At 62.5% G+C, this 21619-nt stretch carries 21 protein-coding genes and 1 tRNA gene; 10 read left to right on the forward strand and 12 right to left on the reverse strand.

All coding sequences use genetic code 11. The annotated features are described in order from the left end of the window. The first annotated feature begins 1 nt into the window (after window position 1). Both ACZ5J0_RS00120 and ACZ5J0_RS00125 read left to right on the forward strand, forming a co-directional pair. The gene (locus ACZ5J0_RS00120) at window positions 2-172 is read left to right on the forward strand and encodes a hypothetical protein (protein ID WP_011772805.1); all 171 of its coding nucleotides are present in this window, start codon (window positions 2-4) and stop codon (window positions 170-172) included. Beyond that, entirely contained in the window at window positions 169-810 is a 642-nt protein-coding gene (locus ACZ5J0_RS00125; RefSeq protein WP_464093885.1) for an aminodeoxychorismate/anthranilate synthase component II, read from the forward strand. The genes ACZ5J0_RS00120 and ACZ5J0_RS00125 overlap by 4 nt, the downstream gene beginning before the upstream one ends. Before the next feature lie 10 nt (window positions 811-820). Here the strand turns inward: ACZ5J0_RS00125 and pknB are convergent, their stop codons facing one another. The 7 genes from pknB to ACZ5J0_RS00160 are packed head-to-tail and all read right to left on the reverse strand — an operon-like array spanning window position 821 to window position 10408. Further along, complete coding sequence (pknB, locus tag ACZ5J0_RS00130) at window positions 821-2728, reverse strand: Stk1 family PASTA domain-containing Ser/Thr kinase (RefSeq protein ID WP_464093886.1); 1908 nt, start codon at window positions 2726-2728, stop codon at window positions 821-823. A gap of 10 nt (window positions 2729-2738) precedes the next feature. Beyond that, on the reverse strand, window positions 2739-4580 hold the full coding sequence (locus tag ACZ5J0_RS00135; protein ID WP_142937278.1) for a protein kinase domain-containing protein: 1842 nt from the start codon (window positions 4578-4580) through the stop codon (window positions 2739-2741). After that, the gene (locus tag ACZ5J0_RS00140) at window positions 4577-6034 is read right to left on the reverse strand and encodes a penicillin-binding transpeptidase domain-containing protein (RefSeq protein ID WP_142937277.1); all 1458 of its coding nucleotides are present in this window, start codon (window positions 6032-6034) and stop codon (window positions 4577-4579) included. Before ACZ5J0_RS00140 ends, ACZ5J0_RS00135 begins: the two co-directional genes overlap by 4 nt. Then, a complete protein-coding gene (locus ACZ5J0_RS00145) occupies window positions 6031-7458 on the reverse strand; it encodes an FtsW/RodA/SpoVE family cell cycle protein (RefSeq protein ID WP_142937276.1) in 1428 nt (475 codons plus the stop codon). The genes ACZ5J0_RS00140 and ACZ5J0_RS00145 overlap by 4 nt, the downstream gene beginning before the upstream one ends. Beyond that, complete coding sequence (locus ACZ5J0_RS00150; RefSeq protein WP_464093887.1) at window positions 7455-9170, reverse strand: PP2C family protein-serine/threonine phosphatase; 1716 nt, start codon at window positions 9168-9170, stop codon at window positions 7455-7457. Before ACZ5J0_RS00150 ends, ACZ5J0_RS00145 begins: the two co-directional genes overlap by 4 nt. Window positions 9171-9173: 3 nt before the next feature. Next, the gene (locus ACZ5J0_RS00155) at window positions 9174-9653 is read right to left on the reverse strand and encodes an FHA domain-containing protein FhaB/FipA (protein WP_024818875.1); all 480 of its coding nucleotides are present in this window, start codon (window positions 9651-9653) and stop codon (window positions 9174-9176) included. Between the two features lie 5 nt (window positions 9654-9658). Then, on the reverse strand, window positions 9659-10408 hold the full coding sequence (locus ACZ5J0_RS00160; RefSeq protein ID WP_142937274.1) for an FhaA domain-containing protein: 750 nt from the start codon (window positions 10406-10408) through the stop codon (window positions 9659-9661). Window positions 10409-10783: 375 nt separating this feature from the next. Between ACZ5J0_RS00160 and ACZ5J0_RS00165 the strand changes: the two genes are divergently transcribed. Further along, window positions 10784-10866 (forward strand) — tRNA-Leu (locus ACZ5J0_RS00165). A 130-nt stretch (window positions 10867-10996) separates the two neighbouring features. On the opposite strand, the gene ACZ5J0_RS00170 is transcribed toward ACZ5J0_RS00165, so the two are convergent. Both ACZ5J0_RS00170 and ACZ5J0_RS00175 read right to left on the reverse strand, forming a co-directional pair. After that, complete coding sequence (locus ACZ5J0_RS00170; RefSeq protein ID WP_250820387.1) at window positions 10997-11695, reverse strand: FadR/GntR family transcriptional regulator; 699 nt, start codon at window positions 11693-11695, stop codon at window positions 10997-10999. A gap of 10 nt (window positions 11696-11705) precedes the next feature. After that, complete coding sequence (locus ACZ5J0_RS00175) at window positions 11706-12833, reverse strand: L-talarate/galactarate dehydratase (protein ID WP_250820388.1); 1128 nt, start codon at window positions 12831-12833, stop codon at window positions 11706-11708. Window positions 12834-12999: 166 nt separating this feature from the next. On the opposite strand from ACZ5J0_RS00175, the gene ACZ5J0_RS00180 reads away from it, so the two are divergent. Together ACZ5J0_RS00180 and ACZ5J0_RS00185 are read left to right on the forward strand one after the other, a co-directional pair. Next, a complete protein-coding gene (locus ACZ5J0_RS00180) occupies window positions 13000-13608 on the forward strand; it encodes an RNA polymerase sigma factor (RefSeq protein ID WP_464093888.1) in 609 nt (202 codons plus the stop codon). Beyond that, entirely contained in the window at window positions 13605-14429 is an 825-nt protein-coding gene (locus tag ACZ5J0_RS00185) for a hypothetical protein (RefSeq protein WP_464093889.1), read from the forward strand. The genes ACZ5J0_RS00180 and ACZ5J0_RS00185 overlap by 4 nt, the downstream gene beginning before the upstream one ends. 24 nt (window positions 14430-14453) lie before the next feature. Here the strand turns inward: ACZ5J0_RS00185 and ACZ5J0_RS00190 are convergent, their stop codons facing one another. Further along, on the reverse strand, window positions 14454-15161 hold the full coding sequence (locus tag ACZ5J0_RS00190) for a TetR/AcrR family transcriptional regulator (RefSeq protein WP_166842630.1): 708 nt from the start codon (window positions 15159-15161) through the stop codon (window positions 14454-14456). 106 nt (window positions 15162-15267) lie between these two features. On the opposite strand from ACZ5J0_RS00190, the gene ACZ5J0_RS00195 reads away from it, so the two are divergent. The 3 genes from ACZ5J0_RS00195 (at window position 15268) to ACZ5J0_RS00205 (ending at window position 19157) form a co-directional block, all read left to right on the forward strand. Continuing rightward, entirely contained in the window at window positions 15268-16641 is a 1374-nt protein-coding gene (locus ACZ5J0_RS00195; RefSeq protein WP_464094756.1) for a flavin monoamine oxidase family protein, read from the forward strand. A gap of 90 nt (window positions 16642-16731) precedes the next feature. Continuing rightward, window positions 16732-17622 carry a universal stress protein gene (locus ACZ5J0_RS00200; RefSeq protein ID WP_464093890.1) on the forward strand — a complete coding sequence of 297 codons (891 nt, stop codon included), beginning with the start codon at window positions 16732-16734 and terminating at the stop codon, window positions 17620-17622. A 23-nt stretch (window positions 17623-17645) separates the two neighbouring features. Then, window positions 17646-19157, forward strand: coding sequence for an APC family permease (locus ACZ5J0_RS00205; RefSeq protein WP_464093891.1), 1512 nt, complete (start codon window positions 17646-17648; stop codon window positions 19155-19157). On the opposite strand, the gene ACZ5J0_RS00210 is transcribed toward ACZ5J0_RS00205, so the two are convergent. Further along, window positions 19129-19707 (reverse strand): hypothetical protein, encoded by a 579-nt coding sequence (locus ACZ5J0_RS00210; protein WP_464093892.1) that lies wholly within the window; start codon window positions 19705-19707, stop codon window positions 19129-19131. The genes ACZ5J0_RS00205 and ACZ5J0_RS00210 overlap by 29 nt on opposite strands. 169 nt (window positions 19708-19876) lie before the next feature. Here ACZ5J0_RS00210 and ACZ5J0_RS00215 point away from each other — a divergent pair, with 169 nt between their 5' ends. Further along, complete coding sequence (locus ACZ5J0_RS00215; protein WP_142937265.1) at window positions 19877-20260, forward strand: VOC family protein; 384 nt, start codon at window positions 19877-19879, stop codon at window positions 20258-20260. A 54-nt stretch (window positions 20261-20314) separates the two neighbouring features. On the opposite strand, the gene ACZ5J0_RS00220 is transcribed toward ACZ5J0_RS00215, so the two are convergent. Beyond that, window positions 20315-20764, reverse strand: coding sequence for a DUF5997 family protein (locus ACZ5J0_RS00220; protein WP_142937264.1), 450 nt, complete (start codon window positions 20762-20764; stop codon window positions 20315-20317). Window positions 20765-20797: 33 nt separating this feature from the next. On the opposite strand from ACZ5J0_RS00220, the gene ACZ5J0_RS00225 reads away from it, so the two are divergent. Beyond that, entirely contained in the window at window positions 20798-21523 is a 726-nt protein-coding gene (locus ACZ5J0_RS00225) for a LysR family transcriptional regulator substrate-binding protein (protein ID WP_166842636.1), read from the forward strand. Window positions 21524-21619 lie beyond the last annotated feature (96 nt).

Genomic DNA, 21619 nt, shown 5'->3' on the forward strand with positions numbered 1-21619 from the left:
AATGTACGCGTGGATCTTCCGCAATCTGCCGGGACCCTTGTGGGTGCGGATCCTGACATCCTTGGTACTGGTGGGCGTAGCCCTGGTACTGATGGTGGAGTTCCTCTTCCCGTGGTTCTCCCAATTCACCACTTTGACCGACTCAACGATTGGTTCAGTGCAGCAGCCATGAGCACAACAAAAATCCTTGTAGTGGATAACTACGACAGCTTCGTTTACACCTTGGTGGGGTACCTCCAGGAACTCGGTGCCGAAACAACGGTGGTCCGCAACGACGACGTGACGCTGGCAGAGGCCATAGAGCTGGCAGCAAGCCGCGACGGCGTCCTGGTCTCCCCCGGCCCGGGTACGCCAGCCGAAGCAGGAGTCTGCATAGAGCTCATTAGGTGGTGTGGCGAGGCCGCCAAGCCCATGTTCGGTGTCTGCCTGGGACATCAAGCCCTGGCCGAGGCCTACGGCGGAGTGGTGACACACGCACCGGAACTCATGCACGGCAAGACCTCACCCGTCCAGCACGAAGGCAAGAGTGTCTTTGCTGGTCTCCCGTCGCCCGTGACGGCAACCCGCTACCACTCCTTGGCGGCGGTTCGGGACTCCATCCCGGACGTTTTGGAAATCACCGCCGAGACAACCAACGGAGTGGTGATGGGTCTGCAGCACAAGACCGCTCCCCTCTGCGGCGTCCAGTTCCACCCGGAATCGGTGCTCACCGAAGGCGGGTATCAGATGCTGGGCAACTGGTTGGAGTCCCTGGGCATGACCGGTGCGGCCGAACGAGCCTCGAAACTGAGCCCACTCATCAAGCAGTAGGTGAGGTTCCTTACTTTTTGGTGGGCTTAGGCGTCGGGGTCGGCTTCTCAGTCTCCGTGGGAGTCGGCGTGGGAGTAGGTGTGGGTGGTGGAGCCGGGGCCTTCGCCACCGTGACAGTGACAACCTTGCCCTGAGGCACCTCGGTGTTGAAGGCATCGCTTTGAGCCGTGACTGTCCCAGCTGCAACCTGCGAGTTTTCCTGTTCCACAACTGCGATGTTGAGCCCGTTGGCCTTCAGCGCGGCTTCCGCTTCGGCCAACGGCAAGGCGATCAGCTGCGGCATGAGGACCTTGCCGGTGGATACCTGCAGCTCCACTTTGCTTTCCACGGCGATCGCGCCGCCCGGTGCGGGAGCCGTGCCGAGCACTACGCCCGCGGGGACAGTTGGGCTGTGGGTCAAGGCGGTCACTACTTCGCCTGTGATGCCGAGCCGCCGCAAAGCTTCGCGTGCGTCCGGTTCAGTGCGCCCCACGATGTCCGCCGGGATGATCACTGAGCTGGGGCCATTGGATATCTTCAGGATGATTTCAGCATCCTGTTCCAACAAGGCACCGGCTATCGGTGATGTCCCAATGGTCATGTCCTTGGCCACGGTGTCGCTTGGCTCGCGAACTGATTTGGGCTTCAGTTTGGCTGAGTACAGTTCCTGGATGGCCTGTGATTCAGACATGTTTGTTACCACCGGCACGGCTATTTTCGCGGGGGGCGGCGGCTGCATGTTCATGAGGCTGTAGAGCCAGAAACCGCCGCCAGCCAGTACCAGGATTGTGAAGATCACCAGCGTGGCAACCCAGGCACGACGCCGGGACTTCTGGGCCGCCGGCAGCTCACGTTCCGGAGGGAGGCCCAAGGGAAGTGGTTCTTCCTGGGGCGGATCAAGAGGCTCATCTTTGAACTGGTTGGCATCGAGGAAGCCCACGGCCGTGGCACTCAAAAGCTCTGTTGCCGGGTCTTCAGGATCAACGAGGTCGTTGGGGTCCGTGGGAGCCTCGCTGGCTGCCACAGCGGGCACGGGGATGCCATTGCTTGCCGCACGCAGGGCGCGGCGGAAGGCTGCCGCGTCCTGGAACCGATCCGTGCGGCTCTTCTGCAGCGCCTTTACCAGGACGGAATCCAGTGCCTCGGAAACTTCGGGATTATGGGCGCTGGGCAGGTCCGGGATTTCACGGACGTGCTGGTAGGCCACCGATACTGGGCTATCGCCGATGAACGGAGGCCTGCTGGTCAGCAGTTCGAAGAGCAGGCAACCGGCAGAGTAGAGGTCACTGCGTGCATCCACCGTTTCACCACGGGCCTGCTCCGGCGAAAGGTACTGGGCGGTGCCCACCACGGCCTGCGTTTGGGTCATTGTGGCGGCAGAATCGGCCATGGCGCGCGCGATGCCAAAGTCCATGACTTTTACATCGCCGGTGTCGGCACAGACCATCACATTGGCAGGCTTGATGTCGCGATGGACGATGCCTGCGCGGTGGCTGTATTCGAGAGCGCCGAGGACACCCAGGGTAAAACCGACGGAATCCTCAACGCCAAGCTCGTTGGCCTTGATCATGTCGCGCAGCGTGCGTCCGGCCACGTACTCCATGACGATGTACGGGACACGCACGTCTTCCCCCGGGCCTCCAGGAACCGAGTATTCCCCGGTATCGAAGATGGCCACAATGGACGGGTGGTTCAACGCGGCGACAGCCTGGGCCTCGCGTTTGAAACGGGCCTGGAACTGGGGGTCCCGGGCAAGGTCGGCGCGTAGCACCTTGACGGCGATGGTGCGTCCCAGCAGTGTGTCTGTTCCCCGGTAAACGTCGGCCATGCCGCCACGACCGATCAACTCGCCAAGTTCATAGCGGGAATTGAGGATGCGCTGGGAAGACACGGGCGTGTTCTCCTCTCGGTGCGCAGGACCTGGACGTGGCGTTGACATGGCGGCTTACTTAGTTCCTGGGGCTGGCGGAGCCGCTGGGAGTGGAAGTGGGAGTTTCAGGCTCGGTGGGCACCAGAGCCTTGGACAGGTAGTAAGTGACCGTTGAGCCCGCTGCCACCTGGGTGCCGGCCGCAGGTGAGGAACGCACGAACGTTCCCGGCTGCTGGCCGATGGCACCGTTGACGGGTTCTCCTGCCACCCACTGCAGTCCGGCTCCTTCAATGGCTTGCCGGACCCGGGCTTCGTCAACTCCCGGCGCGATGGCAGGTACTGCCACCAATTCCGGCCCCTTGGAGTAGGTCACGGTGATGGTTTGTCCCGGGTCAACAGGACCGGTGGGGTTGAGGCTAATAACGATTCCAACGGGAGCGGTGTCGTCGAAGACTTCCTGACCGTTCACTCCAAGACCCAAGGCGCGAAGTTGTCCGCTCACCGTCTCGAAAGGTTGGCCCTGGTACTGCTCAGGAATGACGTTGATTTTCTGGGGAACCGACTGCGTGGGCTGGGGTGCCTCAGTGGTCTCCGAGGGCCTCGGCGTCGGGGTGGCCGACGTAGAGGTAGGGCTGGCGCTCCGGCTGGTGCTGGTGGTGGTGGACTCGCTGGGCGCGGGGCTCGGCGAGAAGAATCCCGACTGGGAGATCAGGAAACCAACCAAAGCAAACAGGACCAGCAGGATCAGGGCCACCAGAGGCCACGTCCACGGGCTGCGCTTCTTGCGCTCCGGCTCAGCGTCATCGAAGTTCTCGTCGTCGGTGTAGACCACTTCTTCGTCGTCGGTGAGCTGACGCTCTGCCTCCAAGGCGTTCGCCCGCGTCAGAGGGTTGTCAGATGCGGCCGCGGCTCCCAGAGCAGCTCCTGCAGCGCCGGCGCCCAGCACCGGAAGTGCGGAGGTCGCCGTCGTCGACTGCTCCTTGCCGTAAGGCGAGGTGACGACGCCGGTGGGTGCCGTTGCGGTGTCCACCGGTGCCGTGATGGGCCCGGTAGTGGATTCGAACAACAGCATGCCGGGTACGGCGGCGTGCGCCGTGGCGATGTCACCGTTGCGGATGGCTTCAGCGGCTTCGGCCAGCTTGATGGCGTTGGCCGGGCGGTTCTTGGGATCCTTGGCCAGCATGGACATCAGGAGGGCGCGCACCGGCGTGGGCAGCGTCTCCGGGAGGGGCGGCGGTGCGTCGTTTACCTGGGCGAGGGCAATGGCAATCTGCGATTCACCGGAGAACGGTCGGTGGCCTGTAAGGCACTCATAGCCGATGACACCGAGCGAATAGATGTCCGAGGAGCCCGTTGCCGTCTGTCCGGTTGCCTGTTCCGGAGCCAAGTACTGGGCGGTGCCCATGACCTGGCCGGTTTGCGTGAGCGGCACCTGGTCTGCCAATCGGGCAATGCCGAAGTCGGTGACCTTGACGCGGTTGTCCGGCGTGATGAGCAGGTTGCCCGGCTTGATGTCACGGTGGACCAGACCCTGCGCGTGCGCAACTGCCAGGGCGCGTGCTGTCTGGGAAATGATGGAGAGCGTCATGTCCGGAGACAGGACCTGTTCGCGCTCAAGGATGCCACTCAGCGGGTGTCCGGGCACAAGCTCCATGACCAGGTAGGCCGAACCGGCTTCCTCGCCGTAGTCAAAGACGTTGGCGATGCCCACGTGGTTGAGCAGCGCGGTGTGTCGTGCCTCGGCACGGAAGCGCTGGAGGAAGCCGGGGTCACCCGTGTATTCCTCCTTAAGCACCTTGATGGCAACGATCCGGCCCAGGATCTGGTCCTTGGCCTTCCAGACCTCGCCCATGCCGCCAATCGCAATACGACTGGTCAGCTGGAACCTGCCGCCGAGTGTGATTCCTGAAGTAGGCCTCACTTATTCAACACCGCCTCAAAAATCTTCTTTGCGTTCGGACTGGTTAGCTGGGCCCCGGTTAGCACGTCCACACTCTCCATGACAATGGTGACGGCTACTTGCGGGTCGTTTGCCGGGGCGAACCCGGTAAACCATGAGTTATTCAAACCTGAATCGCCGAGCTCGGCGGTACCTGTCTTGCCGGCCACCTTGACGCCCGGAACGGCTGCACCCTTGGCAATGCCATTGTCTACGGCACTGGTCATCCACTCAGTGATCTGGCTGGCGATTGGCTGCGTGGTGCTGGTCCGCAGTTTTTCAGGTTTGGGTTCGTTGATGACCCGAAGATCAGGCGCACGGATGGCCTCAACCAAGTTGGGCTTCATCTGCACCCCACCGTTGGCAATGGCCGCCGTCATCATGTTGATCTGCAGCGGCGTGGCCTTCACATCGCGCTGACCCACAGACGACTGTGCCAACTGGGCCTGGTCCAAGTCCTCCGGGAAGACGCTGATGGCCTGCTGCAGCTTGAGCTGGTCACCGAAATCCTGGCCGAAGCCGAACTTCTGCGCCTGTTCCCTGATGGCGTCCTGGCCAAGGTCAAGTGCAATGCTCGCAAACGGGGTGTTGCACGACTGCTCCAGGGCAAAGGCGAAGGACGCTGTCTCGCGGACGTTGCAGTTGCCGCCGGCATAGTTGGGCAGGCTGGCACTGCTGCCGGGCAAGGGAAGGCTGCTGGGATTCGGGAGTTCGCTGTCCTTGTTGTACTTACCGGAATTCAGTGCCGCAGCAGTATCAATGAGCTTGAAGACCGAGCCGGGCGAAAGCAGGTTACCTGTAGGACCGCTGACGTTCTGGTTCAGGTTGATACCCGGAATCTGGTTCAGCTGTGCATAATTTGCTTCCGCTGTGGTCCGGTCATGGGTGGCAATCAGGTTGGGATCATAGGTGGGCTTGGAAGCCATGGCCAAAATGGCGCCGGTCTTGGGGTTGGTGACCACAATGGAGCCCCGCTGGCCTTCAGGAATCAGATCCATGGCCAACTGCTGCAGGGCAGGATCCAAGGTCAACTCCACAGATGCTCCCTTGGGCTCTTTACCGAGGAACATCTGGCTCATGCGATCCAGGAACAGCTGATCAGAGTTGCCCGCCAAGGTTTCCCCCATGGACTGTTCCAAGCCGGTGGAACCAAAGAATTTGGAGAAGTATCCGGTGATGCCGGCATACAGCTGTGGCTGGTTGTACTGGCGCTGGAAGGCGCAGGACTCCGTTCCGGGAACCGACTCAACCACCGGTTTTCCACCCACAATGATGGAGCCGCGCTCGTTGCAGAAGGATGCCAAAACAGCGCGCTGGTTCCAGGGGTTGGCGTTGAGGTCGTCAGCACCAATCACCTGAACGTAGCTAATGGCGCCGAAGATCAACGCGAACATGGCGACGGCAGCCATCCAGCTGCTGCGAATAGCCTGGTTCATTGTTGCTTCACCGCCTCTGTTGGTGCGCTGGGTGTCTGTCCTGTAGCCGGTTTGCGGCTGTCCGGCGTGCTGCTTGCGGGCGGTTTGTTAACCATGGGGGTGGTGTCCACCGGGCCGCGGGCCGTGTTGGAGATCATGAGCAGCAGGCCAACGATGATCCAGTTGGCCAGAAGCGAAGAGCCGCCGGCTGCGAGGAACGGAGTGGTGAGGCCGGTCAAGGGAATGAGCCGGGTGACGCCGCCAATCACTACGAAGCATTGCAGGGCAATGGCAAAGGACAAGCCGCAGGCGAGGAGCTTTCCAAAAGCGTCCCGGGTGCCCAAAGCTGCGCGGAAACCGCGGGTGAAGAGCAACATGTACAGCATCACCACGGCGAAGAGGCCTATCAAGCCGAGCTCTTCACCAATGAGGGCCACAATCATGTCGCTGTTGGCGAACGGGACCAGATCCGGCCGGCCCTGGCCAAGACCAGTGCCCACCAGGCCGCCGTCGGCCATGCCGAACAAGCCCTCCACGATCTGGCCGCTACCGCCGGGTGACCTGCCGAAGACCTCCGGAGTGAAGGCATTGATCCAGCTATCGATGCGGAAAGCGACGTGGGAGAAGATCTGGGAAGCAATGAAGCCTCCGCCCAGAATCAGCAGCAGGCCGATGACCACCCAGGAGATACGGCTGGTGGCCACGTAAATCATCACAATGAACAGGCCGAAGAAGAGGATGGAAGATCCGAGGTCGCGCTGGAAGACGAGGACGCCGATGCTCACCAGCCAGGCGGTGATCATGGGGCCAAGGTCCTTGAACCGGGGGAACTGCATGGGGCCGATCTTCCGGCCCGCCAGCAGAATGAGGTCCCGGTTGGAGGACAGATATCCTGCGAAGAATATGGCCAGGGTGATCTTGGCGATTTCACCGGGCTGGAACGTCATGGGCCCAACGCGGATCCAGACCCGAGCACCGAGGATTTCACCCGCGGAGATGCCGGGGATCAAAGGAAGGACCAGGAGGAATGCACTGACCGCCAGGGAGATGTACGTGAAGCGGCGCAGGATCCGGTGGTCTTTGAGGAACCAGATCACGGCTATGGAGACCGCCATGGCAATGAGGGTCCACCGGAGCTGGTTGTTGCCCGTATCGTCCCCGGGACCGTCCATCCGGTGGATCAACGCCAGGCCGAGGCCATTGAGCGCAACCACGATGGGAAGTATTACCGGGTCTGCATACTTCGCGCGCAGCCTGAGGACGACGTGGAATGCGAAAGCAGCCACGGCCAAAAGGCTGGACTGGAACCAGAAGTCGCTATCGAGTCCGACTTCCGAGTTGATACTCACCAAGGCACTGGCGCCGATGCCCACGGCAAGGGCCAGGACGATGAGCACCAGCTCAACGTTCCGGCGGGGTTTGGGGGCTATCTCAGTCTGCATCATTTGGCCGCCTCACAGGGAGTCGGGACGGGCGAAGGAGTGGGGCTGGCGACGGCGGCCGTGCTGGGAATGGGCACAGTGGCCGTAGGTGCTGGCGTAGGGGTTGCCGATCCCGACGCGGTGCCCGCGGCCGTGGGCGCGGGGCTGGGGCAGTTCGCAGAGGCGCTGCCGGTGTTCCGCAGGTTCTCCACGATGTCCTGCGCACCGTCGAGGTCGCCCGCCGGTACTGTCTGGCGTACGCTCTGTTGGCCGTATTCCGGCAATGAATCCACCCTGATATCGGTTACGGCTTCAAGCCGGGAAAGTTGAATGGGGCCGAGCCGCTGAGAGATTCCGTTGAAGATGGCGACCCGCTGATCGTATTCGCCCACGTAGTAGCGCGTTTGGGTCCAGGCATAGCCAAGCCAGAGGCCCACCACCACACCCAGGACAACCACCGCTGCAACCGCAGGCATCAACCAGCGCACGCGGCGTCGCGGCGGCTCTTCCACCTCAACGCGGTCCTGTTCAGCCTTGTGTGTCAGGACAGTAGCTGCCCTCCGTGCCACAGTGCGGCCGGCCACCGTGGGAATGGAGCCCGTTTCGGCGGCGGTTGCAGCTGCACCAACAAGCTCATGAGGCCGACTGGCCAATTCCTCGCGCAGCACTTCCGCCGACAAATGCTCGCCGAGGTGCGGGTCGGTGGTGGCAGGAGGTTCAGTGGACTCGCCGGTTGAAGCGTCGTCAGCCGCGTCTTGTTTGTTGTCAGGATTGCCCGCACTGAACGACGATCCAGCGCCTGCCTGCTGCTCGGTTTTGGGCTTCGACTCGGTTTTGCTGTCTTCTACAGCTTTGTCCGCAGCCACATCATCGGCGGACTTGGTGGCCGTGACCGCGTCAGGCTCGTCAACCGCGGCAAGCGCCGCTGCCGGAACGACGTCGACGGCGGCCGTGTTGACGTCGTCGTCGGTCTCCTCCGCAATCTCCAACATCACCACGGTGACGTTGTCCGGGGCGCCGGCTTCAAGGGTCAGGTCAACAAGGATCTCAGCACATTCGCGTAGGTCCTTGGTCTCACGGACCATGCGCTCCACCACGTGGCCGGCAACGTAATTGAGTCCGTCGGAGCAGAGCAGCCAGCGTTCGCCAGGTTCCACATCCAGGACATCCAGGTCCAGCTCGGGGCTGGCATCGACGTCGCCGAGGACTCGCATCAAGACGTTCTTGTGCGGATGCGTTTCGGCTTCCTCCGGGCGCAGCCGGCCTTCGTCAATGAGCCGCTGCACGAACGTGTGGTCAATGCTGACCTGTTCAAACTTCTTGTTGCGCAGCCTGTAGGCGCGGGAATCGCCAATGTGGGCGAAGTGGAGCTTGCGGCCCTCCAAAAGCAGGGCTGTCACGGTGGTGCCCATCCCCGAAAGCTTGGGATTTTGGTGCACGAGCTCGGAAAGAAGGGAATTGGCGGTCTGGATCTCGTCGGCCAGGACGGTGTCCGCACCCTCCGGATAGTCGTCATGATCAAGGTGGATCATGTCCAGAACCGTTGAAGCGGAAGCGACATCGCCGCCGGCGTGACCGCCCATGCCGTCGGCCACCACGGCAAGATGGCGACCCACATATGCGGAGTCGTCATTCTTGGAGCGGATCCGTCCGACGTCGGAACGAGCGGCGTAGCGCATGATGAGCGGGCGCTCCGCGGGCTTTTCCTGGCCTTTGGGGGACTCGGGGGAGGCCATGGACTACGGCCTCAATTCAATGACCGTCTTGCCGATTCTCACGGGGACGCCAAGCTCAACAGGCAATGCGCGGGTGAGCTGCTGATCGGCCAGGTAGGTGCCGTTGGTGGAGCCCAGGTCCTCGATGAACCAGCGGCTACCCTGCGGGAACAGGCGTGCATGCCGGCCGGAAGCGTAGTCGTCCTCCAGGACAAGCGTGGCTTCCTGCGCGCGGCCCAGCAGAATGGGGCTGGCCGCCAGGGGGACCGTGGTGCCTTTGAGGGGACCCTCAGTAACTACAAGTGTTCGCGCATGCTGGATTGCCGGCGGCGGCGAAGCCGCTAGTTCAGGATGCTTGCGGACTTCCCGTGCCGTGGGAACGCCGGTGACAGCCTTGCGGCCTATCTGGAAGTCGCGGCGCATGGTGGTGACGATGCTGAAAATCAGGACCCAGAGTAGGAGGAGGAATCCGAAGCGAAGCGCTGTGATGGTCAGTTCGCTGATGTCGTTCACGCGTGACCGCCCGGGGTTTGGGGGAGGAGGCGGAAAATGATCTTGGTACGTCCCATCGTGATGGTTGAGCCGTCTGTAAGCTCCACGCTGCCGTTCACTTTATGTCCATTAACGTAGCTGCCGTTGGTGGAGCCGAGATCAACGGCCCACGTGGTGCCATTTTCCGTGCGGACCTCAAGGTGCTTCCGTGAAACACCTGTGTCATCCACCAGAATGTCGGCTTCGGAGGAGCGGCCAAGCACCACGGACAGGGCGTTGAGCGAATACCGCTGACCGCCGATGTCCAGTACAGGCTGCATGCGCGTGGGCTGCCGCACCGGAGCGGCGGGGACGTTGGCCCTGGGGGACGGCGCCGGTGCTGATCCGTCGTTTGACTGCTTCTCTGTTCGCGAAGCGATCTCGAAGTGACCGGCACGTTCCTCGTCGTTGCGTCGGAACGAAATGCGCACGGCGCCTTGGAGCGTGTAGCCCTGGCTACGGACGTGCTGGATGACGACGTCGCACAATTCCTCGGCCAATGGTGTTCCCCATTCCTGGGCCCGGGCAAAGTCCTCGTCACTCAACAGGACATCAAAGACATTTGGAGCCAGCGTCCGCCCGGCAGCGATGGTGATGGACTTATTGTCCAACTCGCGCCTCAGCTTGCTTGCAATCTCCACTGGCTCAACACGTGCCCGCGACCCCGTGGAGAAGACGTTGCGGACAGCCTTTTCAATGCCGCGCTCGACTTTATCCAGCAAACCCATGGTCCTTCTCCTTTCCTTGCCGCGGCACCCGTTGTGCCTGGTCCGATAGTCCGTCCATTGATCCGTCCGCACACACAGCGAAGTACGCGCCTGACGGCCCTTCCACTTCCCGATACTACTGGGACTGACTGGGAATGGCCTTAATCCACAACGCCTTGCGACCCGGAAAAGTTCGTTTCCGGCCCATGGTAGCGCGGGAGGGGAGGGCTGAAATTCTCACCTGGTTAAGCCATTGTTGGGGGACTCCTGGCCTCTTCGGGGACGCCTCCTACCTTTCGATTGGTGTTTTGCGGCGACTGTCCGTTATGCTTGATCTCGCTGCTTTTGAAGGAAACGAAGCCGGGAAACCTGCGGAAGTCCGGAAAAAGAAGTTGCGCGCGAGTGGCGGAACGGCAGACGCGCTGGCTTCAGGTGCCAGTATCCGAAAGGGTGTGGGGGTTCAAATCCCCCCTCGCGCACGCAATTGAAAGAGCCCCGGTCTTAGGACCGGGGCTCTTTTGTTTCCCCCGCACCCAACTGAGTCGCAGCAGAGCGCGTTTTGAGCCCGCTAAACGCGCTTAAGTGCTACTTAGTTGGGTGTGCGGGAGGTTAGGCGCGCGCGGAAGCCGCGAACCGGCGTCGTGAGTTGCTCAGGTGCAAGCGCATGGCGGCTGCGGCAGCCACTTGGTCGCCCTCCGCGATGGCCGCATATATAGAGGAGTGCTCGTGGACGACCTGGGCGAAACGCTCGGGTGAGTCCTGGTGGTCGCTGGCGACGAGGCGCGGGCGTGGCATGGTGATCATGGTTTGGCCCAGGGCGGAGATGCAGTCCGTGTAAAAGGGGTTGCCCGTGGCGGCGGCAATGGCCCGGTGGAACTCGAAATCGGCTTTCATGGAGTGTGCCGGGTGGCCGGAGCTGGCGATGAACTGTTCCAAAGCTCCGTGCATCGCCTTGAGCTGGCGCTCCGTGTGGTTCCGCGCGGCCAAAGCGGCAGCTTCTGTTTCCACGCCAACGCGGAAATCGAGCATCTGCAGCCGATCTTCCATGCTGGAAACAGCACGTGATCCGGGCGCCGGAGACGGGCCGTCTGCCGGCGGGGTCAGCGCGAAGCTGCCCCGCCCGCGTTCGGTTTCCACCAGTCCCTCCGCCTGCAAGTGCGTCAGGGCAGAGCGAACCACGGTCCGACTCACCCCGAACTCACTAATGAGCGTGTTTTCGCTGGGGAGCTTCTCACCTGGCTGGATGACGCCGTCCACAATGCGGTTGCGAAGATCGGCGGCGAGATCCGCGGTCAGGTTTCGGCTCATGGGTTCAAGATTACGCGCCGAACTCCACGGATTCGGTGGTCCAGGCGCGGGCCTGCTCGCTGAGGGTGACACCAAGGCCCGGGCGGTCCGGAACGATCATGCGGCCGTTCTTGGTTTCCAGGCGTTCCTCGAACAAAGGGTCCAGCCAGTCGAAGTGCTCCACCCATGGCTCGCGCGGGTAGGCGGCGGCCAGGTGGAGGTGGATTTCCATGGCGAAGTGGGGTGCCAGGCCCAGCCCGCGTTCATCCGCCAACGCTGCGAGCCTCAGGAATTGGGTGATGCCGCCGACGCGTGGTGCGTCGGGTTGAATGATGTCGCAGCTGTTCGCGTTGATGAGGCCCTTGTGTTCTGCGACGGACGCGAGCATTTCACCCGTGGCGATGGGGGTGTCCAGAACCCGGGCCAGGTGCGCGTGGCCTTCGAAGTCGTAGGCATCCAGCGGTTCTTCGATCCATATGAGGTTGAATTCCTCCAGCTGGCGGCCCATACGCAGTGCGGTGGCCCGGTCCCATTGCTGGTTGGCGTCCACCATGAGCGGGACGTCCCAGCCGATGTGTTCGCGGACTCCGGCAACTCGGCGCAGGTCCTCCTTGGAGTCGGGCAGGCCAACCTTGATCTTGATGCCGCCGATGCCATCGTTGATGGATTGCGTGGCGCGTTCCTTGACCTCGTCCAGCGTGGCATTGAGGAAGCCGCCGGAGGTGTTGTAGGTCTGCACCGAGTCGCGGTAGGAGCCTAGGAGCTTGGCGAGGGGGAGTCCGGCGCGCTTGGCTTTGAGGTCGTAGAGCGCGATGTCGATGGCCGCCAGGGCCTGCGTAGCCACACCCGAACGGCCCACGGAGGCGCCGGCCCACAGAAGCTTGGTGTAGATCTTGCCGATGTCGTTGGGGTCCTCGCCGATGATGCCCTCTGCGACTTCCTTGGCGTGCGCATACTGCGCAGGGCCGCCGGCGCGTTTGGAGTAGCTGAATCCCAGGCCGCGGTGGCCTTGTTCCGTGGCGATCTCGGCAAACAGGAAGACCACTTCGGTCATGGGCTTTTGCCTGCCGGTGAAGACCTTGGCATCGCTGATGGGTACGGTGAGGGGTAAACGTGCCGTGGACAGCTTGATGTGGCGAATCAGATCTACGGTGCTCATGGTTCTCCTAGTAAATGCGGCGTCCTTGCCTGTCACTTAGGATACAAGTTTTGTACTTGTACTACAAGGGTTAGGTTTGCCCAAGCGACGTCACACGGGAACGCACGACGGCGGCACCCGGCTTGGGGGGACACCCTCCCCTGAGTTCCAAGAATTTTTTGGGCGAATGCAACACACTGAGGTACGTGGCGGACAGGTACTGGGTATGAGCTACCTCTCGAGAGCCCCCGACCAGGAAGAAGCCTTTCGGGCGCTGTATCAATCCGCCTATGCTGACCTGCTCAAGTTCGTTCAGCGCCGCACAGACGCGGCACATGCCGAGGACGTAGTGGCTGAGGCATTTCTCATCGTCTGGCGGCGCTTTTCTGAAACGCCTCAGCACGAGGACGATGCGCGGGCATGGATCTTTGGCATCACTCGAAACCTCATGCTCAACGCCCGCCGTGGAGAGCAGCGTCGACACGCCCTGGGCGTCCGCCTCGCCGACGCGACCTCTGTATCCCACGCCGATTCCCACGCTGATCTGGTCAGCAGCCGCGTTGATCTAGGGAGAGCCTGGGAGCTGCTCTCCGAGATCCATCAAGAGGCCCTCGGGCTGGCGATCTTCGAGAACCTGGCCGCACCCCAGGCAGCGCGGGTATTGGGCATTTCTCCCGTTGCGTTCCGGCTCCGCCTCACCCGCGCAAGGCGAGCCCTGCGGCTACTCCTTGATCACATCCCGCGCCAAGAGTCGCCGGCGCAAGCCACATCTTCCGAAAAGGCCACCACACCATGAAAAACAGCCGGAACATCGATACTCTTCTGCGGTCCATGGACGCCGCCGAGCAGAACAAACCTACTGACCCGCGACGTTCGCAGAAAGATCTGGAACTGATTCTTCGGTCCCACCCAACTCCAGCCGCCAGGGGCGCCGAACCTGCAGAACACCAAACGTCGACGTCGATTCCAAGCCGTCGTCGTCGTCGCACCCTTGCTTTGGGTGCAGTTGCTTTCGCAACCACAGTTGGATTCCTGATGGGGCCGGCTCTCTCGGGAGGCGACCCGGCCTTTGCAACGTGGACCGCCGCGCCGGGTGCGCTGATAGGTGCCGAGCGCGATAGCGCGGTTTCCGACTGCGCCCGGTCCAGCAAAAGGATTGGTGATGGCATGTACGTCAATGACGTGGCAGTAGCTGACGTGGCAATTGCAGAAAAGCGGGGAGCCTGGACCACAGTTGTCCTCAGCAGCACTGACGGCTTCGAAGCCACCTGCACCACCGATTCCTCGGCCCCATGGTTCAAAAGGGGTTCCTTTGGCTCAGTAGGAAAGCCGGGAGATGGCAAGAAGCCCACCGGCAGGGATATCAGAACCAGTCAACTCGGTACCGGCGTCATCGGTGACAATCCGCTCTCGATGGCTTCAGGGCAAGTTGGCCCGGACGTGGCCGCCATGACCTACATCAGCACGGCAGGCGAGAAGATTACGGCCACAGTATCGAAGGGCCAGTTCGCCTTCTGGCTTCCGGGAGGGGAGCTGACAAACTCGTCAGAGGAAAAAGTACCTGTCGAGGTGACTTACAGCGACAACACCAGGGAAATCCGCTACCTCAGCCTCTGATGCGCACCTTAGGAACGAGGGAACTTAAGCCCGGAGCGCCCCGAAACCCGCAATCAGGGTTTCAAGTCCCAGGACGAAAGCTGCGTCGGTTGGCCGCTCCTGGCCTGCCAGGGACAACCTGTCCACAGCGGCCGTGAAGTTGGGGACCTGCTGGGCGAGGCTGCCGGCGTCGAAGATGTCATCCGGGGCCGTGACGTCGTAAGCGGCGCCAAACACGAAGGCTTCCAGGGCCACGATTGCGGAAATAATGCGGTCCTCCGGGAACCCGGCATCGCGGAAACCGGCGGTCACTGACTCGTACATGGCGAGCGTTTTGGGGGCATTGGCCACGGGCAGTACGGCAATGATCGGAATCAGGGGGGTGTGCGCGGAGAAAACGTCCCTATAGGACCAGGCCCAGCGGCGTACGGCTTCATCCCACGGTTCGGTGCCGAATGCGGAAACGTCCACCATTGCGGCCAAATGGTCCATGAGCAGAATGAGCACGTCATCTTTGGAGGCCACATGGTTGTAAAGGGCGGAAGGCGCGACGCCCAGGGAGCGTGCCAGGGCGGCCATGGTGAGTCCGTCGTAACCCTTGCTGCTGATTAACACCAGTGCCGCCGTCGTGATCCCGTCCTGGTCCAAGACAGCCGCGGTCGGCCTGCCGGCGCGCCGGCGAGCAGGTCGGGCGGAAGAAGCGGGGGTGGGTTCGGGCATCGGGAGCCTTTCTGCTGCCTGTGTCCCCAGCATTATTCCACTGGGTCTTCACAGGGACGGACTCCAGCGCTATTATGGTTATAAATGAATGCCATTCATTTATTGGTCAGCCACCACGGACGGCCACGGAGAGGACATCATGCAGAATCTTGAACGCGACGTTGTGATCGTCGGCGCCGGACCGTCAGGGTTGACGGCAGCACGCGAATTGAAGAAGGCCGGACTCAGCGTTGCGGTGCTCGAAGCACGCGACCGCGTGGGTGGCCGCACTTGGACGGATACCATCGACGGCGCCATGCTGGAGATCGGCGGCCAGTGGGTTTCCCCGGACCAGACAGCCCTCATGGAACTGCTGGACGAGCTCGGACTCAAAATGTACTCGCGCTACCGCGAAGGCGAGTCCGTCTATATCGGTGCAGACGGCAAGCGCACCCAGTACACCGGCGACACTTTCCCGGTAAACGAAACCACCAAGGCCGAGATGGACAAGCTGGTAGCCATCCTGGATGAGCTCGCTGCGGAGATCGGCCCCACCGAACCCTGGGCCCACCCCAAGGCACGCGAGCTGGACACCATCTCCTTCCACCACTGGCTCCGCCAGAACTCCAGCGACGAGGAAGCCTGCAACAACATTGGCCTCTTCATCGCCGGTGGCATGCTCACCAAGCCCGCACACGCCTTCTCCGCACTCCAGGCAGTCCTGATGGCGGCCTCGGCCGGTTCCTTTAGCCACCTGACCGACGAAGACTTCATTCTGGACAAGCGCGTCATCGGCGGTATGCAGCAGGTTTCGCTGCTGCAGGCAGCAGAACTGGGTGACGACGTCGTACTCAACAGCCCGGTCCGCACCATCAACTGGTCAGAGAACGCCGTGACCGTTGTTTCGGATGAGGCAACCGTCAACGCCCGTTACGTGATCATGGCCGTACCGCCCAACCTGTACTCCCGCGTCTCGTTCGAGCCCCCGCTCCCACGCCGCCAGCACCAGATGCACCAGCACCAGTCGCTCGGTCTGGTCATTAAGGTCCACGCTGTTTACGAGACGCCGTTCTGGCGCGAAGAAGGACTCTCCGGCACGGGCTTCAGCGCCGGTGCACTGGTCCAGGAGGTCTACGACAACACCAACCACGGTGATTCCCGCGGCACCCTGGTGGGCTTCGTATCCGACGAAAAGGCCGACGCCGTGTTCGAGCTCAGCGCCGAAGACCGCAAGAAGGCCATCCTGGAATCGATCGCCGGCTTCCTGGGCGATAAGGCCCTCACGCCCGAGGTCTACTACGAATCCGACTGGGGCTCCGAAGAGTGGACCCGCGGTGCCTACGCGTCCAGCTACGACCTCGGCGGCCTGCACCGCTACGGCAAGGACCAGCACGCGAACGTCGGGCCGATCTACTGGTCCTCGTCCGACCTCGCAGCCGAGGGCTACCAGCACGTGGATGGTGCGGTCCGCATGGGCCAAGCAACTGCCGCACGCATTGTTGAAGCCAACAAGCTGGCAACGGTAGCCGTCTAGCGGCAGAAAAGAACTAAGCGGCAGGCCGGGGGAGCGTCATTCCCGGCCTGCCGGCACCACCTTTTAAGCGGTACTCCAGAAAGGACCACCATGCGCTACGTAGTGGGTTACACCGCCAATGCGAGGGGGCACGACGCCGTTCACCTCGCCGTCGCGCTGGCCAGGAACCACGATGTGAGCCTGGATCTGGTCCTGGTGATCCCCGAGGATTCCCCTTTCAATGCCGTCTATCCGCCCGAGGCCGGCTACAACGACATCCTCACCGACCAAGCGCAGCGCTGGCTGGACGAGGGCCTGGCGTTGATCCCGGCGGATGTCACCGCACGCGCGCACATCCGCCGCGGCGATTCCGAGGCCCGCACGCTGATCGAGGCCGCAGTGGAATTCGACGCCGCGGCCTTGGTCATAGGCGCCAGCAACGGCGGGCTGCTCAAGCGGTTCACGATCGGTTCCGTGGCGAGTTCACTGCTCCACTCATCGCCCGTTCCGGTGGCTTTGGCGCCGCAAGGGTATCAGCGTACGGATCCGATAACGCGCTTGAGCTGCGGTTTCGGGACGCGCCCGGGCGCTGATGAACTTCTCGACGTCGCCGTTGAATCTGCGCGCGATCGCGGCCTTCCGCTGCGGCTCGTCTCCTTGTTGGCGCTCGACGGCGGTAACTCGCCTGGGTTGGCCGACGCCGCCTGGGTGTATGCCGCCGACCGGCTTGCCGCCGTCGGGGGTTCTGCGGACGCGGGCGGTTCTGCGGACGCCGCCGGTTCCCTTCAAGGTGAGCCGGAGATCGTGGTGGCGCAGGGCCGCACCATCGAAGAAGCCGTTGACCGACTCGACTGGGAAGACGGCGAAATCCTGCTGATCGGTTCCAGTCGCCTGGCCCAGCATCGGGCCACTTTCCTGGGCAGCACCGCAAACCGGATCCTGCGTGCCCTCCCCGTTCCCATGATTGTGGTCCCCCGCGACTACACGCGCCACAGCGCCTAGCAATCGCCTGAGAGGCAGAACCCATGTCAACTGCACCAAAGACGGTCCAGTCGAAGGAATCATCCCTGAGTGAAAAGGGACTGAAGGCCGGATCGGTGGGCTTGATCGGCGCCGTCGTGATCGGTGTTTCCTGCATCGCGCCCGCCTACACGCTCACCGCGGCCCTGGGCCCCACAGTGTCCGAGGTTGGCGTGCACCTGCCCGCCATCTTCCTGGTGGGCTTCATCCCCATGCTGCTGGTGGCGCTCGGCTACCGCGAACTGAACAACGCAATGCCCGACGCCGGTACCTCCTTCACGTGGGCGACGCGCGCCTTTGGTCCGTGGATCGGTTGGATGGGTGGCTGGGGGCTGATCGCGGCCACGATCATCGTGTTGTCCAACCTGGCTGCGGTGGCGGTGGACTTCTTCTACCTCATGCTCGGGCAGATCTTCAGTAATCCGGCATTGGGTGAGCTGAGCAAGATCCTGCCGTTGAACATCGCCACCACGCTCGTGTTTATCGCCTTGGCTTGCTGGATTTCCTACCGCGGCATGGAGACCACCAAGGGCGTGCAGTACGTGCTGGTGGCCTTCCAATTGCTGGTCCTGGGCTGGTTTGCGGTCTCGGCGTTCGCCCATGTGGCCAACGGCACGGCCTTTGACGCCACCGCCATTTCGCCGGACTGGTTCAACCCGTTCGCTGTGGATTCCTTCTCCTCGTTTGCTGCGGGCGTATCGCTCTCGATCTTCATTTACTGGGGCTGGGACGTCACCCTCACCATGAACGAGGAAACCAAGAACCCGGAGAAGACACCCGGCCGCGCAGCCACCATCACAGTGCTGGTGATCGTGGTCATCTACATGACCGTTGCACTGGCTACCCTGTCCTTTGCTGGCGTTGGCGAGACCGGTTTGGGGGCCGGCAACCCGGAGAACCAGTCCAGTATCTTCGCCGTCCTTGCCGGCCCGGTGATGGGTCCGTTCGCGATCCTCATGTCTTTGGCGATCCTGAGCAGCTCCGCCGCGTCCTTGCAGTCGACGTTCGTGTCGCCCGCACGGACCATGCTGGCCATGGGCCACTACCGTGCTATCTCACCTCGCTTTGGCAGCATTAGTCCCACTTTCAAGTCGCCCAGCTTCGCCACCATTGCAGCTGCCATCGCTGCCGCAGGCTTCTACGTCATCACAAGGACGGTGTCCGAGAACGCGCTGTGGGACACCATCACCGCACTGGGCATGATGATCTGCTTCTACTACGGCATTACCGCGCTGGCCTGTGTCTGGTTCTTCCGGGCATCGGCGTTCAGCAGCGTCCGGGCGTTCTTCTTCAAGTTCCTGGCACCCTTGCTGGGCGGCGTGATCCTGCTGGTCATGTTCGTCAAAACAGCCATTGATTCCATGGATCCGGAGTACGGCTCGGGCTCCTCGGTGGGCGGTGTCGGACTGGTGTTCGTCCTGGGAATGGGCGTCATCCTGCTCGGCGTGGTGATCATGCTGGTGATGTACAAGGTGCGGCCTGAGTTCTTCAAGGGCAAGGTGTTGACCCGGGCGTAGCCAGTGATGAGGCTGGCACGCCCGCAGCTCGCTCGGCTGCTTCAAGGGCCCCCGCAAGGCGCTCGACGGCGGCCCGGTAATCCGTCCCAGCCGTCACCTTGCAGAACTCGGCCTCCCGCATGGCCCGCGTCAGCGCCGCCGTCTCCGCTGACCGCACATCGGTCATGGCGGGGAAATCGATGGTCCTGGCGGGATCAAGCTCGTAGCGGCTCCACTGTTCAAGGAGGTTCTCGTGGCGGGCGGCGTCATCGGCAAAACCGGTACGACGCCGGGGCTCGGCTGCGTGGAGGCGTTCGACTTTGCGGATGCTCGCCAGGGTGGCTGCCGCGGTGGCGATGCCGACGAACATCATGATCAGCCCGGCCGGTGGCCAATGCACAGCCGGGACAAGGATGGCGGGCGTAACGACCACGAGGCCGCCGAACACGTCCCAAAAGACGCCGTCCGGTTCCTGCCCACGCCCATAGCTGAGTTTCCTGTGCAGGACGTACGTGGTTGCTGCGGTTGCGAGAACCAGAGCTACACCCCACAGGAGCATCATGGCGGGCATCGGACCACCTCCAGGCGAATTCGCTGCTTTGCATTCAGTATGCGCCAGTGGCTGGATCCGCGCGACACCCTCCATCGGACAATTCACCACCGCAAACGCAGGTGAATTGTCCGGATCAGGGTGATTCCTGCCCGGGACTGTGTCGCACCCGGGGCGTAGCCTAGGCAGCATGAGATTGAAAATGTGCAGCATCCACGTCAAGGACCCCGCAGCAGCTCACGCTTTCTACACGGAGACACTGGGCTTCGAGACCCTGATGGCGATGCCTGAATACAACTTGTTCATCATCAAGGATCCGGGAGCGGACAACAGCACTTCGCCGGGGCTGCTTCTGGAGCCGAGCGATAACCCCATCGCCGCGAACTACATGAACGCACTCCATGAGTCCGGCCTGGCTGCTATCACCTTTGGTGTGCCCGACGTCCAGGCTGAGTATGAGCGTCTGCTCGCCGCCGGTGTGAAGTTCCAGGGCGAACCGTCTGAGGATCCCTCAGGCGTCAGCGCAGTCTTCGATGACGGGTGCGGCAACTTCATTCAGCTCCACCAGGACTAGTGCCCTAAATGACTGTGGCCGGGACCCGCTGGTCCCGGCCACAGTCAGTGAAAGCTACGCGTGATCGCGCTTGGAGGTCTTCGGAGCATCACGCTTTGCAGCGGCGTTGTCCCTGGCTTCCTTGGTGGCGGCCTTCTTGGCGGCTTCGTCCTTCACGCGCTGCGCCTCGGAGCGAACAGCTGCGTGTGTGGCGCGTTCGGTGACCAGCCACTGCGGGGGAGACTGCAGCAGCTCGGCGATTTCCGCCGTCGTGAGTGCTTCTTCTACTCCGCCGCGGGCCAGGCCGCTGATGGAGATGTTGAGCTTGTGCGCGACTACCGGGCGCGGGTGCGGGCCGTTGCGGCGCAGCTCGGCGAGCCACTCCGGCGGGTTGGCCTGGAGTTCGGCGAATTCGTCGCGTGTGATGGACGAATCCTGGAACTCCTGGGGTGTTGCGGGCAGGTAGATACCGAGTTTCTTGGCAACTGTTGCCGGCTTCATGGACTGGGAGTTCGAGGACGTCATGCTTCAAGGGTATCTGGCCGGTACTGTGAGTGTGTGCCAGACGCTGAAGAATCCGCCGAAACAACCGAACCCCTAGCCGGTCTCCGCTTCGCCTATGTTGCGGGTGTGACTCCTGGGAAATGGATCCGGCGGTGGGAAGAACGGATGCCCAACTTCCCGTTGCATTCGTTTATGTCCGACGACGCCGCTCAAGTTTCGGTGTTGCGTGACGGTTTGGCTGACCTCAGCTTTGTTCGGTTGCCCGTGGACCGCGAAGGTTTGAACGTCATCCCCCTGTATGAGGAACAGCCCGTGGTGGTCGCTCCCAAGGGGCACGAGATCTCAGTGTTTGAGGAGGTCGCGCTGGAAGACCTCGTCGAGGAGAACTTCCTGGATGTTGACGAGATGGGCGGGCCGGACATGGCCCTCCAAGTGGTGGCATCCGGTGCTGGACTGGCGATCCTGCCGATGTCCGTGGCGCGGCATCTCAATGTTAAGGACACGGTGATGCGCCGCCTGACCGGGGCTCCCACCACGCAGATCGGCTTGGCCTGGCTGGTTGGAACGGACAGTCCCGTGATCGAGGAGTTCATAGGGATCGTGCGCGGCCGGACGGCGCAGAGCTCACGCCAGCCCTCGGCGCAGCAGGAGAAGCCCAAGAAGGTGCCTAAGCCGGATCGACGCGGCGGTGGCCCCAAAAAGCCCGCAGTCGCACAGCGCTATGCGCCGAACCCGGACAAGGGCCGTGGCAAGGGGTCCCGCAAGAAGGGCAAGCGGTAAGCGGTGACGCTCCTGCCCAGTTAGTGGGTAGAAGTGCCGGACTTTGCGGCCAGATCGCTGGTATCTTGCTCTTTCGAGTGAGGTAACCGGGGAGGA

It is taken from the genome of Arthrobacter sp. DualSoilB13, from assembly GCF_055389195.1.

Bases quoted from the DNA above. Each gene is read 5' to 3' on its own strand.
- ACZ5J0_RS00120 (WP_011772805.1), top strand. From the start codon at position 2: ATGTACGCGTGGATCTTCCGCAATCTGCCGGGACCCTTGTGGGTGCGG.
- ACZ5J0_RS00125 (WP_464093885.1), top strand. From the start codon at position 169: ATGAGCACAACAAAAATCCTTGTAGTGGATAACTACGACAGCTTCGTT.
- pknB (WP_464093886.1), bottom strand. From the start codon at position 2,728: ATGTCAACGCCACGTCCAGGTCCTGCGCACCGAGAGGAGAACACGCCC.
- ACZ5J0_RS00140 (WP_142937277.1), bottom strand. From the start codon at position 6,034: ATGAACCAGGCTATTCGCAGCAGCTGGATGGCTGCCGTCGCCATGTTC.
- ACZ5J0_RS00145 (WP_142937276.1), bottom strand. From the start codon at position 7,458: ATGATGCAGACTGAGATAGCCCCCAAACCCCGCCGGAACGTTGAGCTG.
- ACZ5J0_RS00150 (WP_464093887.1), bottom strand. From the start codon at position 9,170: ATGGCCTCCCCCGAGTCCCCCAAAGGCCAGGAAAAGCCCGCGGAGCGC.
- ACZ5J0_RS00160 (WP_142937274.1), bottom strand. From the start codon at position 10,408: ATGGGTTTGCTGGATAAAGTCGAGCGCGGCATTGAAAAGGCTGTCCGC.
- ACZ5J0_RS00170 (WP_250820387.1), bottom strand. From the start codon at position 11,695: ATGAGCCGAAACCTGACCGCGGATCTCGCCGCCGATCTTCGCAACCGC.
- ACZ5J0_RS00175 (WP_250820388.1), bottom strand. From the start codon at position 12,833: ATGAGCACCGTAGATCTGATTCGCCACATCAAGCTGTCCACGGCACGT.
- ACZ5J0_RS00180 (WP_464093888.1), top strand. From the start codon at position 13,000: ATGCAACACACTGAGGTACGTGGCGGACAGGTACTGGGTATGAGCTAC.
- ACZ5J0_RS00185 (WP_464093889.1), top strand. From the start codon at position 13,605: ATGAAAAACAGCCGGAACATCGATACTCTTCTGCGGTCCATGGACGCC.
- ACZ5J0_RS00190 (WP_166842630.1), bottom strand. From the start codon at position 15,161: ATGCTGGGGACACAGGCAGCAGAAAGGCTCCCGATGCCCGAACCCACC.
- ACZ5J0_RS00195 (WP_464094756.1), top strand. From the start codon at position 15,268: ATGCAGAATCTTGAACGCGACGTTGTGATCGTCGGCGCCGGACCGTCA.
- ACZ5J0_RS00200 (WP_464093890.1), top strand. From the start codon at position 16,732: ATGCGCTACGTAGTGGGTTACACCGCCAATGCGAGGGGGCACGACGCC.
- ACZ5J0_RS00205 (WP_464093891.1), top strand. From the start codon at position 17,646: ATGTCAACTGCACCAAAGACGGTCCAGTCGAAGGAATCATCCCTGAGT.
- ACZ5J0_RS00210 (WP_464093892.1), bottom strand. From the start codon at position 19,707: ATGCCCGCCATGATGCTCCTGTGGGGTGTAGCTCTGGTTCTCGCAACC.
- ACZ5J0_RS00215 (WP_142937265.1), top strand. From the start codon at position 19,877: ATGAGATTGAAAATGTGCAGCATCCACGTCAAGGACCCCGCAGCAGCT.
- ACZ5J0_RS00220 (WP_142937264.1), bottom strand. From the start codon at position 20,764: ATGACGTCCTCGAACTCCCAGTCCATGAAGCCGGCAACAGTTGCCAAG.